The sequence below is a fragment of the Agathobaculum desmolans ATCC 43058 genome, assembly GCF_000701665.1.
Classification (GTDB): domain Bacteria; phylum Bacillota; class Clostridia; order Oscillospirales; family Butyricicoccaceae; genus Agathobaculum; species Agathobaculum desmolans.
Map to the genome: position 1 here is coordinate 16922 of NZ_JNJN01000032.1, position 14698 is coordinate 31619.

The window sequence follows — 14698 nt, forward strand, 5'->3', positions numbered from 1 at the left end:
TTTCATCCTATTCGGCAAGATACCGGGTTATTACTTGGCGTCCTTCTCGGCTTCCTTGGGCGCTTCGACCGACTCGGCCGCCGGCGCTTCCTTACCGCGGATCGCCCAGCGATAGATCTTAAGCTTGGTGCGGTCGTTCGACGACTCAATCGTCAGCACATCGTCCTTAATATTGACGACACGGCCGATAAAACCGCCAATCGTAGAGATTTCATCCCCTACTGCGATGGAATTACGCATCTCACGCTCCGCCTTATCGCGCTTGCGCTGCGGACGGATCAGCAGGAAATAGAACAAAACGATCATCAGCACCAGCGGTGCAAACTGCCCGATCACGGCTAAGTAGTTCTGTGCATTCGGCATCCTTTACACCTCCTCGTGCATTCTGCCATATATTCTTATCTATTATATCGAATCGATATCCAAATTACAAGCCCCTATTTTGTCGGTTATCCACCGTTTTTTCGAAATACCGTATCCGTTGCCGCATAGGACAGCCCGCCGACCGCATAGGGTATCGGTATCATTACGGAAATGAGGTGCCTGTTATGCTGTTTCCCGCCCTGTTCACCCTCGGCGGTGCCCTGTTCTTTTTCGTTCTGCGGGTACAGGGCACGGACGGATGCTTTCCGCAGCCGCTTTCCGCCGAAGAAGAAGCCGCCCTGCTGCAGCGTCTGCAGCAGGGCGACGAGCAAGCCCGCGATCTGCTTATCGAACACAACCTGCGACTTGTGGCGCACATTGTAAAAAAGTATTATGCCGGCAGCGCCGAGCAGGACGACCTGCTCTCGATCGGCACGATCGGCCTGATCAAAGCAGTGGGGACCTTCCGGCCGGATAAAAAAATCAAGCTGGCGACCTATGCCTCCAAATGCATCCAGAACGAACTGCTCATGTATTTCCGGCAAAAGCGCAAATCCGCCGGAGAGCTGTCGCTCTCGGATGCATTGGAAACCGACGGGGACGGCAACGCCCTTTCGCTGCAGGATGTGATCTGCTGTGAGGACGAGGGTCTGACCGCCGTGGACGAATGCGACCGCTACCGCGCCATGCACCGTGCGCTGTCCGCCAGCCTTTCACCCCGCGAACGCCATATTATCCGTCTGCGCTATGGCCTCGGCCTACCCGCCCCCTTGCCCCAGCGCGAAATCGCCAAACAACTTGGTATCTCACGGTCGTATGTATCCCGCATCGAAAAGCGCGCGCTGGAAAAGCTGCGAGCCGCGCTGCGTGAAACGCCATAGCCGTATTTCCTCTCCCCAAAGCACAGCGCCCTGCGTGCAGGTTTCACGCAGGGCGCTGTTTTTTCGGTCGGGCCGTTTTCCAAACCGGCGCCGCCGGTCACAGCTTATGAACAAACAACGCGCGAATAGCGTTGAGGATGGCCAAAATCATCACACCCACATCCGCAAATATGGCAAGCCACATATTTGCCATCCCCACAGCGCCCAGCACCAGACAGGTAAACTTGACCAGCAGCGCAAACACGATATTCTGGTACACAATACCGATGCATTTGCGCGAGATCCGAATCGCTTTGACGATCTTGAGCGGATCATCATCCATCAGCACCACATCTGCCGCTTCGATCGCAGCATCCGATCCCATCGCGCCCATCGCAATGCCGATATCCGCACGGGACAGCACCGGCGCATCATTAATGCCGTCACCGACAAAAGCCAGTTTTTCCTTCCCGCCCTTATGCGCGAGCAGCTCCTCCACCTTGGCCACTTTATCCGCAGGCAGCAGTTCGCCGTAAACCTGATCAACGCCCAACGCCGCCGCCACGGATTCCGCCACGCGCTTGTCATCACCGGTCAGCATCACGGTCTGCTTTACGCCGACATGCTTGAGTTCCTGAACCGCCTGTCCCGCGTGCTCCTTGACCACATCGGAGATCACGATATGTCCTGCATACGCTCCATCCACAGCCATATGGATAATGGTGCCGATATGGTGACAGTGGATCGGCTCAATGCCCATACGGCGCATCAGTTTGTCGTTGCCGGCTGCCACGACGATACCATCCACTTTGGCAGTCACACCGTTGCCGCCGATCTCCTCAATATCTGTTACGCGACTTCGGTCGATCTCACGGCCATACGCACGCTGCAGGCTTTTGCTGATGGGATGGGAGGAGGCGCTTTCCGCCAGCGCCGCATATTCCAGCAGCCGCTCCCGCTCCATTTGATTGTGGTGCACGGCATCGACCTCAAAAACACCGTGCGTCAGCGTACCCGTTTTGTCAAATACCACATATCGGGTATGCGCAAGGGTTTCCAGATAATTTGACCCCTTGATCAGCACACCTTCCTTGCCGGCGCCGCCAAGCCCGGCAAAAAAACTCAGCGGAATACTGATGACCAGCGCACAAGGGCAGCTGATGACCAAAAAGGTCAGCGCGCGATACAGCCATGTGCCCCAAGCCGGCGCTGCACCCATCAGCAGCTGCACCAGCGGTGGCGCCAATGCCAGTGCCAGCGCTGCATAACAGACAGCGGGCGTATACACGCGGGCAAATTTGGAGATAAAATCTTCGGATTTGGATTTACGGGAGCTGGCGTTTTCCACCAGATCCAAAATCTTAGAAACCGTAGATTCTTCAAAAGCCTTGGTGGTGTGAATCTTGAGTACGCCGGTCATATTGATGCAGCCGCTGATGACCGTTTCGCCCACCTGAATTTCACGCGGCAGACTCTCACCGGTCAGGGCGCTGGTATTGAGTGTAGAACATCCCTCTACCACCTCGCCATCCAGCGGGATTCTTTCACCGGGCTGCACCACGATCACGCTGCCTACCGCCACTTCGTCAGGATCCACCTGCTCCAATGTTCCCTCCCGCTCGATATTGGCATAATCCGGACGGATATCCATCAGCGCGCTGATATTCCTGCGGCTTTTGCCCACCGCATAGCTCTGAAACAGCTCACCAATCTGATAAAACAGCATAACCGCAATCGCTTCGGTATAATCCCCGCTACGGGTATAAATGGCCAAGGCAAACGCGCCGACAGTTGCTGCCGCCATCAGAAAGTTCTCATCAAATACCCGCCGGTTCCAAATACCCTTGCCGGCCTTTTTCAGAATGTCGTATCCGATCACCAAATAGGTCAGCAAATACAATACCAGCCGGGGTAGCCCCGCAACAGGAAGAATTCCCAGAACGATCACCATAACCGCCGCAAGGAGGATCCGGCGGAGCATTTTTTTCTGCTTTTTATTCATCAGTGTATTGTCTCCTTCCTCTTATACGATTAAACATTTATTTAATCGTAGTGTCTCAAAACGCGCCCCACCCGCCGCAGCCGGATGAGGCGCAGCACACTTACAGTGTGATCTCGCAGTCGGGTTCTACCTTTTTGCAGGCGCGCAATACATCCTGCATCACTGTCTTGGGATCCTGCCCCTCCGCAAACTCGACGATCATCTTCTGGGTCATGAAGTTTACCACCGCGTTCTGTACGCCGGCTGTCTTGTTCGCCGCCTGTTCCATCAGGTTTGCACAGTTGGCGCAATCCACTTCGATCTGATAGGTTTTTTTCATGATTATTACTCCCCTCAGGCAATCAATTAAAAGTTTACTTAATTGTTTATGTTTACATTATACGAGCTTGGCAGACCGAAGTCAACCCCTCTTTGCTATTTTTAATAACTGCCTAACTCTTTTTATCGCCTCCTTCCCCACTGGCGAAGCAAATCGGCTGTTTGCAATTCTCCGCCGCTATGGTATACTGGATTCACAGAAAGGAAGGGTTCTCATGCCATCCCCCCATTTGCCAAACGGATACCATCCCACGGATCATTCCGAGAAAAACCCTCAGCTGGCGGATTTCCAAACTGTTTCCAGTCTTTTTAAGCTGCTTAGCGATGCCAGCCGCCTGCGGATCTTCTGGCTGCTGTGCCATTACGAAGTTTGCGGCACCGAACTGGCTGCCATGGTGGATATGACGCCGCCTGCTGTGTCACATCATCTGCGGCTGCTGCGCTCCAGCAACCTTCTGGTCAGCCGCCGGGACGGAAAAGAGGTCTATTACCGGGCAGCTGATACCATTCAGGCGCAGGCACTGCACCGCATGATCGAAAAAATGATGGAAATTTCCTGCCCCAAGGATGATATGCAGAAATAATGTCTCTTTCCGACAGCACCGCATAGAACAGGGTAAGCAAAGCAGCGAAACTTTACCAAAGCATCCAGCCCCCTGCGGTACACCGCTGCGAATACCGATCCGTCCCGGCTACGCAAAACAAAACCTGCCGGTTTTTCCTGTCTGTTCGGCTATCCGGTAAAAATCTAAAAGAATTTGAAAAAAACGCTTGACTTTATATTTCTTTTGCGATATACTGTAAAAGTCGCAAGGAACTGCGGCACAAATCAATAGCCGAATTGTGTAAAGGTAGCACGACAGACTCTGACTCTGTTTGTGAGGGTTCGAATCCTTCTTCGGCTGCCACCTAAAAAGCAGCTTTTCTGATGAAAAGCTGCTTTTTTCATCACTTTTGCAGCTCTCAGAATCCCCAGATTTTTGATGTCTGTCAAACGGTTTTTCGAACCCGTTTTTTCAGCCGTCAAACGGCCCGCTCTTTGCCCAAAAGTTTCGACATCGTATCGGCCATTTCGCGCTTGGATTCTGCCAAAACATGGCCGTATGCGTCCGCCGTGACCACATAACTGTGATGCCCCAGCCACTCCTGAACCTGCTTCAAAGTGGCGCCATTTCCGAGCAGCAAAGTTGCGCAAGAATGTCTCAGGTCGTGGAACCGGATTCTGCGAAGTTCATTTTTCTGAAAAAGATCAGGGAAATATACTTTGATGTTCCCCATCGCATCTACGCATACGAAACCCTCCCGCTTCCGGTTATAGCTTGACCCACCCAGCATCCGTTGCTCGAGCTGTTTCTTCTTAAGCTGTCGCAAATATACCGCAAGGTTTTGCGGAATCGGAAGGGTACGATAACTGGACTCGGTTTTGGTTTCACCGTAATACAGGTCCTTGTACTTGTCGTGCATTTTCAGCGAACCACGAATGCAAAGGACATTCCTTTCAAAATCGACGTCTTTCCATTGCAGGCCACAGGCTTCGCCCTCGCGCACACCCAGATACCCAGCAAGCAAAACTACTGTCTCAAATTTTGTTCCCTTTACGCAGGCAAAAAACTGCTGCAATTCTTCCGGGGTGTAACAACTGCCGCAGAACTTCTTGACCTTTGGGAGATCGACCCTGTCCGCCGGATTGGATGGGATCATGTCGAGTTTGACCGCACGCTGCAATGCTTTTCTGATGTTGGCATGATACCGATGCACAGTTTTTGCATTGATGCCGTCTTTCTGCATTTTCATCCGATAAAACTCGTCTATGTGATAGGCTTTGAGCTCACATAGGCGAATTTTTTTGCCTTCAAACCACGGACAAATCCGGTTGTGTATCTGGCGGTAATATTCTTCATAGGTGGACTCGGAAATCTGGAATTTCACATTTTCCAGCCATTGCTTCATATCCTCCGAAAAGAGAATATCGACATAGCCTTCGGTGACTTTTTCCTGCATTTCTTTCAAAAACGCATCTGCCATCGCTTACGCCTTGTGCTTATTTCCTTTCACGGGAAGGCCTGTTGTCCGACTTTTGCGGTATCGTTTTCCACTTTGTGTCCATGAAACGGAAATGTAATATTTTCCGTGCTTTTCATACAAGGCAGCATTCATAACCATTCATCGCTCCTCCGATGAATGGCTGCCTATCAACTCACCCTCATTATATAGCGCCTTTTCGATATATTCAACCAAAGAACGCTTATAAACCTTGATGGACTTGCCAATTCGGAACGAGGGAATTTGATTATCTTGTATGAGTTTGTAAGCGGTGCTTCTGCCAATGCGAAGCGCCGTCTGCAAATCAGCTATCGTTAAAATATCAGGCAGGTTTGCAAACGAATCTTCTTTCATGATTTCCTACCGCAAGACATTTGATTTGCCAATAGCAGCGAGTTCAAAGAATCCCCCGTTTTCGCAAACGGGGGATTTCCTTATTTTACTTTCGCTTAAATCCAATATTCGTTGCTGTCCGCATCCAGCATATAATCGTGCTCATGCGAAACCTCGGTCACCAGATCGACAGACGAAGTGACATCCGGGTAATACTGAATATTGCCGCTGTAACCTGTGGTATCCGGGCTGGTATCCCGTCCGGTAAGCTGGCAGATGACATTGGCAAACGTCAATCGGGACACATCTCCGCTTACACCGGCGTTCGCACCCGTAACATACTTCACCAGCGTATTGAGCTGCGCCGCCGTTGCCCAGATGCGCAGATATCCATTTTCCGTAATCTCATAGTTGATCTCATAATCTTCATCCTCGGTCATCTGCGTGGTATCGAACACACTGGCAGGCAGCACACCGATGGAGACAAAATACTTCGCTTCCTCCGGGATTGTGTATTCATAGTCCGGCACAGTCACCGAGCCGCGCTCCAGCCAAGTATTGCCGCCGTCGGAAATCAGGCGATACGCCACGGTACACGCTTCCTGCAAGGAAATGCGGTCGCCCGGCCGCCACTTGCCGCCCGAATAGCCATCAAATAGCTGGTAATGAATATCCGTCACCGGTTCATCCACCGCGCTGACGATCTCCACCTCCGGCGACTGGCCGGTCGCATTGCCGTTATCGCCTGCGCCGGTCGCGTAGTTGACATAGGTCTTGCCGCCCGCATCCGCCTTGAACTGCATGGTCAGCTTGATTTCGCGGAACGCGCCGGGCGCAATGTCGCCCAGCTCCAAGGTAAACACCTTGTTTGCAAAGCTCCACTTGCTGTTCAGTACACCGTCTACATAGACGTTATCCTGCAGCACAGGCGTCACCACTGACGTATCCAGCGTATCTTTCAGCACGACGTTCTTCCATGTCTCCTTGCCGTTGTTGCCAACCGTGATCGTAAAAGTCGCCGTTTTCTGCTCGTCGGCCGCGCCCTTGCTGACGTTCACCACCGTCTTGTCTACGTCTTTCGTGACATAAAAGCCGGTGGGGTCAGTAGGGTTTTGCGGCTCCACCCCCGGGACGGTCACGCCGTCGTCGGTTGCCGTGCCGCTGCCGTTGTCACCAGACACGCCCACGCTGTTTTGCAGCATCGTACCGGCTGCCGTATCCAACACCTGTACATCAAAGGTCACGGTCACGCTCTTGCCTGCCGCGAGATCGCCCACCAGCACAGACAGCGCATTGCCGCTCAGCTTGTGCAGCGCGACTTTTCCGTCCAGATACACATTGCCAATGAGCTTTACACCCGCCGGAAGCGTATCATGCGCCACGACGTTTTTCCAAGGTGCGGTAGCTTTATCACCGTTTTTGACCGTGATCTCATACGAAATCGTATCTCCAACATTTGCTTGGGTCACATTGGCGGACTTTCTGACAACCGGGTCAGCTTCACCCTCGTCGATCTGCACGCCTGCGTCCGGCAGCGGCGTGGCATCCTCACCATCATGCAGCACCGCTGTATTGACGATAAACTTGCCCTGCATACCCTCATCTACGGTCACATCAAAGGTGTACACCGCCTGCGTATCCGGTGCGATTGCATAAGGCGTGAGTTTCAGGGTGCGCAGCGCGGTGTCATAGGCATATTCCGTCGTCGCCTGCCCGTCCTTCTGGACGTTGCCCGCAAAGGTCACACCCTCAGGAATCACATCCAGCACGGTTACATCCGTCCAATCCGCGGTAGCAAGCGCACCATTTTTCAGTGTAATCGTGTAAGTGATCGTGTCTCCAACATGAGCAATTGTTTTATTGGCTGACTTTGCTCCCGCGTGGCCGTCCGGCATGCCGTCCTCGATGGTGGCACCATCGTCCGTCGCTTCGCCATCCGGTGTATTGCTGCCGGAGACAACCGCTGTATTTTTAATAGTCATGCCGTAGGCGTCGCTGTTCACCAGCACATCAAAGCAGACCGTCTTGGTCTGACCGGGCGCAATGCTGTCCAGCGATACGGTCAGAGTATCGCTGGCGTTGTCATACTGATAGGCAGCAGAATAACCATCCACCGTGACGTTGCCGTAGAAGGTCAGGCCGTCCGGGATAGTATCCTGCATTACTGCGTCACGGATATTGACCTGTGCGCCCGCACCGTTGGAGACCTGTACCGTGTAGGTCAGCTTGTCACCCACTTTGGCGCTGGATTTGTCCACGGTTTTTACAACCGACAGGTCAGTGCGGCCGTCCGCGACCACAACCCCATCGTCTTTATCCTGCACCGGCTCGGTGTTATCCGCGGTCAGGGTCGCAAGGTTCTGAATGGTCGTGTTATAAGCATCCTCGTTCACCGTCGCCACAAAGGAAACCGTGCGACTGGTGTCCGGGTCGATGCTGCCGACACCCACGGTCAGCAGGCGGCTCGCTTGCTCATAGGTGTATGAACTAACTGTACTGCCATCCACCATGACCGAGCCATACTCGAACGTCAGACCGTCCGGGAGCACATCGGTCACCACCGCGTTTTGCACCGGCACAGTCGCGGTCTCGCTGTTGGATAGCGTCAGCGTGTAGGTGATCTTGTCGCCCACGCTGGCAGAGGACTTGTCTGCCGTCTTTTCGATGCTGGGACGGGCTTTGCCGTCGCCAACCGAAACGCCGTCGTCCTTGCCCTCAGTGTCCGGGATATTATCGCCGGAAAGCACTGCCGTATTGTAAATCGTCTTGCCGTAGGCGGCATCATTGACCGTCACAGAGAACGTGACCATCTTTTCCGTCGCTGGGGCGATGCTACCCAGCGGAACGGTCAGGGTGCGGCTTGCATGGTCGAAAGAATACTTCGTTGTCACTCCATCGAGCTGCACGCTGCCGTCCACAAAATCCAGCCCGGCCGGAAGCGCATCGGTCATGGCCGCGTTCTCGATCTCGTAGACCGCGCCCGCCACATTGCCGAGCGCGACCGTGTAGGTCAGCTTATCGCCAACCTTGGCAACGGGCTTGTCCGCTGTCTTAGTGACGTAGGGCGCGGTGTCGCCCTTGTTAATATACACACCGTCGTCCGTGTCCTCATACTTGCCGGTCTCGTTGCCGTCCTCGTCCTTGACGATACCGTTCTTGCCCTCGGCAACGGCGGTGTTATAAATCGTCTGGTTGTACATATCCGCGCTAACCTTGGCTTTGAAGGTCACCGTAACCGTCTGACCGGCCGCAATATCGCCCACCGGCACGGACAGCACCCCCGCCTTGAAGCTGTGCTCCGCGGACTTGCCATCGACATACACGCTGCTGTCCCCGAACGTCAGGCCGTCCGGGATGGCGTCGGTCAGCACGACTTCTTTCCATGCGGACGAAGCGGCTTTGTTGTTGGACATCATAACCTCATAGGTCAGGGTATCCCCGACATTCGCCGTTTTGACGTTCGCCGTCTTTTCGATGGACGGGATTGCGTCGCCATTGGTGTACTGATACACCACCGTGCGGATATAGCCGCGGTACTCGTAAGCTGGGATAGCCTTGGGCGCGTTCTCAGCTTTGCCTTCCGTCGTGACGGTCTCGGCAAGCTCCTTACCGCTCATATCCACAAACTTCTCGATGATGATATTGTATTTGCCGTCGCGGTAGGACAGGCCGTGCCATTCCTCCGCGCTGTGCGATACCGTCGCTTCCATCAGGTCACAATAGCCCCAATGGGTTTCCGGCAGATCGTTGTACGGACATTTGATACCGAGCGCTTTCAGCTTGTCCAGCGTTACGCTGCGGTTAATCATGCCGTTGACCAAACGCACGACCTCGGCGCGGCTGATCGGCTCGTCCGGCCGGAAGCTGCCGTCCGGGTAACCTTCCACCCAGCCTGCATTGGCTGCGGCGTTGATATAGCTGTACGCCCAGTGGCCGACCGGAACATCATCAAAGACGTTGCCGCCCTCGTAATCCAGACCGGCAAAACGCGCGGCCATGACCGCGAACTCGGCGCGGGTCACCGGCTCGTCCGGCGAGAATTTGTGTTCGCCTGTACCGTCCACGATGCCGATGTTGTACAGCGTTTCCACTTTCTTGTAGAACCAATGGCCGGTTCCCACGTCCTCGAACGTGCTGTCGGACATACGGCGTGTAAAGGCAGGATACTCACCGTCATACAGGCGGTAGAACACGGTCGCGGCTTCCGCGCGGGTCATGGGTGCGTCTGCCCGGACGCTTTCGTCCGGATAGCCGACGATATAGGTCAAATCCTTGTGCGAGTAGACGTACTCGACGCTTTCCGTGTAATCAACGTAGGTGTAATTTTCGATCTCCTGCGGCTGCCGTTCCTCATGCGTGACGTGGTACGTTTCCGGCGCGGTGATCTCTTTGCCATTTTCCGCGTCAAGGAACTTGGCCGTGACCTCGGCCAGCGTGCTTTCCGACGCAGCAAAGGCCGTGGCTGGTAATGCCGACGCTGACAAAAGCAAAGCAAGTCCCATCGACGCAGCCCGTTTTACACGTTTTTTCCAGAACCCCATTTTTCACACTCCATTCTGTCTTGGATTGATTTCTAACTGTTGCATGGGTACGCCATGCGCTGAACAGCACATGGGAACCACCCTCTTTCCTGAAAATTTTATCTATGAAAAAACCGTGCGGGTTTCCACACGGTACTTGCCTTGGAGCTTTATTCTTCAAAGCCCTCTATCTTCATTTGTCCGACAATATTGCGATCTTGCAGCCACCAGCGGAATACATCTTCGCCGGTCGTCCCAGCCCGCCATGAACCATCCAGCTTGCCGCGTGCAGCACGCATTTCCAGCATCTTATCAAACGCGCGGAGATAAGCGCGCTGATACGTTGGATACCGTCCAAACTCACGCAGCCGCATTTTCCGTCCGGCCATCGGGCAGCCGATACAACCGACACGGTGATAACCGCAGGCATAGAGTGGGTTGACCGGGATTTTCTCTGCAAGGATATACTCCCACACGTCCCGGTCTGTCCAGTCTATGATCGGATTGCAGATGCGCTTTGCCTGCAATTTGCAGTTTTCAAACAACCGCCGTTTATCATCATTGTCGTTATTGATAATGACCTTTTTGCTCATATCGTGCGGCATACTCTCATAAATACCGCGTTTACTGCGGCGGCTTGCACTTTCCGCCCACCTCACGCCGGTCGTAATCATGCGTCCAGTACCACCCTGTTCTTTGAGCACAGCGCAACAATATCGCACCGTCCGCGTAGGCGGCATCAGCTTTTGCGGAATGAGCGTCCACATATTGACCGGCATACCCTTGTAAACCGGGTAGTTGACGGTACACTTCACACCGGCCCACTCCAAGCGCCGGAACTGCTCCCGCACATGATATACGGTTTCAGGCGCGTCCACACTGGTGTGGTTGTGCTGCACTTCATAGCAGATACCAGAAGCGGCGGCAAGGTACAGACACACATCACTGTCCTTGCCGCCGCTTGTTGTTATCACCAATGGCTGCCCGTAATAGACTTCACTCATTTGCGCCGCGAGCCGCAGCCGGTCGATCGCTTGCTGTTCCTTGTCCCAAGTCAATGTTTACGTCCATAAAATGCTTTTGGTTTGGGCGGTGTTTCTGCCCAAAAGATGCAATCCCCGTAAAGCTCATGTCGGAAGCTTTCTTTACCAAGGTATAACTGCACGTCCATTTTGCCGTTGGGGTACAGGCAGAGCACCTTAGAGTATTTATTCGGTAATTTTTTGTTTACACTGATCCATTTCATTGTATTTCCTCAAAACCGTATTGACGGAAACAGGCCGGAAGTTTAAGTGCTTCCGGCCTGTCCTGTATTTGCCTACCATTATTTCATGCAATCATATGTATCATCACCTCATATTTCTTATGCAGTCATTTGTCCACGACACCCCACTGCACAGGGAAGCATCAAGCGGCCGGCAGCGTACCGGCTCCACGGGAATTGCACCCCTGCATGGTTCTCATGCAGCCGCCCTCATTGCCTGCGACGCTTTGAACGCACGGACTGTGACTGGGCGAGAGTCTCATTATTATCTGCGCATATCTTCGCCATGCCGAAAGCTATCCGACAGTTCGCGATTCCCTAACCGCAGCTCCTTGCGCTGATATTGTACCTGATGCCTGTTTGTTCGGTTTTCAAAGGGCAGTGAGAAGTTTTCCTCTCACTATTCCCCCGAAAAAACAATGGAGTGAATACCCACACAATCAGACTTTTTCCAAAATATTTTTCAATGTCGTTAATATACGATCTCGGCGCTTAATGACAGTCCGCTGCGAAACACCAATGCTTCGCGCATACGCCCTTGTAGACATTCCTGCAAAAAACAATGCGTGAATAAGCTGTTGATCTGATTCTGATAATGCACTGATAGCACAGGGAAGTCGGTGCAGCCTTTCTGCTTCAAGCTGTTGCTGCTCCTTTGCAATACAACAATCCTCAGGGCTAATAATCTGCTCGCGAATAATCTGCTCGCGAATAATCTGCTCAAGATATATACCGTCCTCATACAATCGTTCCAGCGACACTTCCTTATTATGTGAAGCATCATCTGTTATGTAGCGTGCTCGCCGATCCATAGCAGAGTACACATCGAACACTTCATTTGAAACAACAACATCTTTGCCGAATACCGTAATGATATTTGCAACAACATTCCCGTTTTTATCACGGATTCGCTTGTAATTACGTTCTTTTTTCCATTTTCTCATTGCAAAGCCTCCAATCTCAAATGTGAATTTGAAATTGGAGACTACGGATATTTTGCGATGTAGGATTGCCAGTATTGTAGAAATTTGTAGTTTAAGCTTAACAACAGGAAATTAAAGAAGCCTCACTTATAGCAGTCTGCTATATGTGGGGCTCATAACCAAAGCTTTAGAAGAAAAAAGTTTTTTCAGGTTGAGACCCTTTAATAATTGATATACTTTCAAACTTTTTTGGGTCAATCATAAAAGTTGTGGGATGAAGGATTTCTGATGTAGGGTTTCCGGCTGACATCGAACAGCTTCAAGAAGAAGTAATCGTCGTCAGGATAGCCGTAGGCCTTGCGCCGCAGGGTCTTGATTTTGTTGTTAATACCCTCAATCCTGCCAGCGGAGATATTGAAAGTAGCGTGGGCGATAATGCCCTCAAAATGCTCGTCGAGAATACGGCGGAACCAGAGCAAGTGCCTGTTCTGCGTAACGGCGCAGATATCCATGATGTCGGATATATCCTCCGCCATAGCCGCCTCGTCCGTCTGCTTGTAGGCACTTGCCAGCTTGTCCTTGATGATGTCCAGAGTAAAGAAAAGCTGGTTTTCCCGGATAAGTTCCTCGTACCGCTGGACATAGCCGGATTTGCGGACAACAACAGGCTGGGGGAATAGTTCTCCACCACGGGAGATGATCTTGCCCTCAGCGGCTTCCTCGTCCTTGCGGCGCAGGGTGTCTTTGGACGAAGTGAGAATGTACTTGGTTTTCTTTAGTGCGGCAGCGGCCCTTGTATTCCCTTCGGCAGCAAGCCGCCGCTGCTCGTCCTTGCGGATGGCACCAACAACCTTCTCGTTGAAGTTCTTCACAATATGGAAGTAGTCAAAGACGGGCTGGATATGGGGGCAGCGTTCCTCAAAGGCTTCCTGAAAGTCCGAGTTCATGTCACAGGCAACGGCCTCCACGCCGTCCATCCACGCCTCGCCTACATGATCTATGAAGTCATAGACGGTACGCTTGCGCTTGCCGTGTGAGAGCCACAGGATATGCCCGCTCTCCATGTCGATGATGAGGGAGGCGTACTTATAGCCATTGTGCAGCTTGAACTCGTCCACGCTGAGGAAACGGGCCTGTTTCTCAGGCTTTATGAGGGTCTTGCCGTCCACCGTGTACTTGTCCTTGAGCCGTTGCAGGTCAATCTCTTTCACCGTGTTTTTGCCGAGGCCAGTCAATTCAGATACCTCCTTGTTGGTAAACCCGTAAGCCAGAAGCTCCCTTGTGAACTGCAACAGCTCACGGGTGATGTTGTGGCCGTCCGCCTTGAATGGGACGCTCTCCATCTCCGTATGACCGCAGCAAGGACAGCGATACCGCCGTTTCTCAAAGCTGACTGCGCTAAGGCGAGAGCCAAAGCACAGGTGCCGGAGCATGGTGATCCTGCTCCCGTGGATGTGCATTTTCTGACCGCACTCAGGGCAGGACGGAGCCTCGCCCCGTTCCGGTTCTCCATGCAGCAAGTAGACCTCCCGGCCTGACTGGGCCACCTCTATGGTGGTCTTGGAGTTACGAAATCCAGTTAGGCCAGAGGGCAAATGAATGTACTGCATGGCGGAGCCTCCCGTGCTGATTGCTACGGAAAAGCATACCAGCACGGGGGCCTCCACGCACGCATACCCTACTTCACATCAACCCCACAAGAAAAAGGATTGAGCCACTTTTTTCTTGTATTTTCTAGAAAAGCAATACAGTCAACAAAAAAACGGGTATCCCATTATCGGGATATGATATGTACCCCCTTTACTGGACACCCAGTAGAGGGGGTATTATTATGCGGTACACATATGAGTATAAAAGGAAATGTGTAGAAATGTATCGAGAAGGAAAATGGCCAGAAACGCCAGAAGGTATTAGCGATAAATCCTTTCGAGATAAAGTGAGACTATGGGTAAGAACAGAGGATAGCCGCGGTCCAGAAGCACTGAAACACAAAAATTTCAATAGGAACTGGACACCAGAAGAACGGCTAGAACTAGTATCCCAAGTAATGTCCGGGAAATCCTGTGTGTCAG

At 52.6% G+C, this 14698-nt stretch carries 11 protein-coding genes, 1 tRNA gene and 1 pseudogene; 4 read left to right on the forward strand and 9 right to left on the reverse strand.

The annotated features are described in order from the left end of the window. Positions 1-30 precede the first annotated feature (30 nt). Positions 31-363, reverse strand: a complete 333-nt coding sequence (yajC, locus tag T363_RS0109135) for a preprotein translocase subunit YajC (RefSeq protein WP_031475200.1) — start codon at positions 361-363, stop codon at positions 31-33. A gap of 185 nt (positions 364-548) precedes the next feature. Between yajC and sigK the strand changes: the two genes are divergently transcribed. Then, entirely contained in the window at positions 549-1244 is a 696-nt protein-coding gene (gene sigK, locus T363_RS0109140; protein ID WP_031475201.1) for an RNA polymerase sporulation sigma factor SigK, read from the forward strand. A gap of 97 nt (positions 1245-1341) precedes the next feature. Here the strand turns inward: sigK and T363_RS0109145 are convergent, their stop codons facing one another. Both T363_RS0109145 and T363_RS0109150 read right to left on the reverse strand, forming a co-directional pair. Next, positions 1342-3225 (reverse strand): heavy metal translocating P-type ATPase, encoded by a 1884-nt coding sequence (locus tag T363_RS0109145; RefSeq protein WP_031475202.1) that lies wholly within the window; start codon positions 3223-3225, stop codon positions 1342-1344. A 100-nt stretch (positions 3226-3325) separates the two neighbouring features. Continuing rightward, positions 3326-3544, reverse strand: a complete 219-nt coding sequence (locus T363_RS0109150; RefSeq protein ID WP_031475203.1) for a cation transporter — start codon at positions 3542-3544, stop codon at positions 3326-3328. Between the two features lie 214 nt (positions 3545-3758). On the opposite strand from T363_RS0109150, the gene T363_RS0109155 reads away from it, so the two are divergent. Then, positions 3759-4127 carry an ArsR/SmtB family transcription factor gene (locus T363_RS0109155; protein ID WP_031475204.1) on the forward strand — a complete coding sequence of 123 codons (369 nt, stop codon included), beginning with the start codon at positions 3759-3761 and terminating at the stop codon, positions 4125-4127. Between the two features lie 250 nt (positions 4128-4377). Next, positions 4378-4451: transfer RNA gene (locus T363_RS0109160), tRNA-Gln, on the forward strand. Positions 4452-4566: 115 nt separating this feature from the next. Here the strand turns inward: T363_RS0109160 and T363_RS0109165 are convergent. From T363_RS0109165 to T363_RS0109200, 6 genes are all read right to left on the reverse strand, one after another. Then, entirely contained in the window at positions 4567-5568 is a 1002-nt protein-coding gene (locus T363_RS0109165) for a site-specific integrase (RefSeq protein ID WP_031475205.1), read from the reverse strand. A 138-nt stretch (positions 5569-5706) separates the two neighbouring features. Beyond that, a complete protein-coding gene (locus tag T363_RS0109175) occupies positions 5707-5940 on the reverse strand; it encodes a helix-turn-helix domain-containing protein (protein WP_051643196.1) in 234 nt (77 codons plus the stop codon). Between the two features lie 95 nt (positions 5941-6035). Continuing rightward, entirely contained in the window at positions 6036-10460 is a 4425-nt protein-coding gene (locus tag T363_RS0109180) for an S-layer homology domain-containing protein (RefSeq protein WP_031475207.1), read from the reverse strand. Between the two features lie 149 nt (positions 10461-10609). Beyond that, complete coding sequence (locus T363_RS0109185; protein ID WP_034972081.1) at positions 10610-11497, reverse strand: phosphoadenosine phosphosulfate reductase family protein; 888 nt, start codon at positions 11495-11497, stop codon at positions 10610-10612. A gap of 646 nt (positions 11498-12143) precedes the next feature. Beyond that, positions 12144-12647 (reverse strand): sigma-70 RNA polymerase sigma factor region 4 domain-containing protein, encoded by a 504-nt coding sequence (locus T363_RS0109195; protein WP_031475210.1) that lies wholly within the window; start codon positions 12645-12647, stop codon positions 12144-12146. A 233-nt stretch (positions 12648-12880) separates the two neighbouring features. Then, complete coding sequence (locus tag T363_RS0109200) at positions 12881-14146, reverse strand: ISL3 family transposase (protein WP_161645959.1); 1266 nt, start codon at positions 14144-14146, stop codon at positions 12881-12883. Between the two features lie 350 nt (positions 14147-14496). On the opposite strand from T363_RS0109200, the pseudogene T363_RS16450 reads away from it, so the two are divergent. Then, positions 14497-14698 (forward strand): annotated as a pseudogene (locus T363_RS16450) (helix-turn-helix domain-containing protein); the annotation flags it as partial.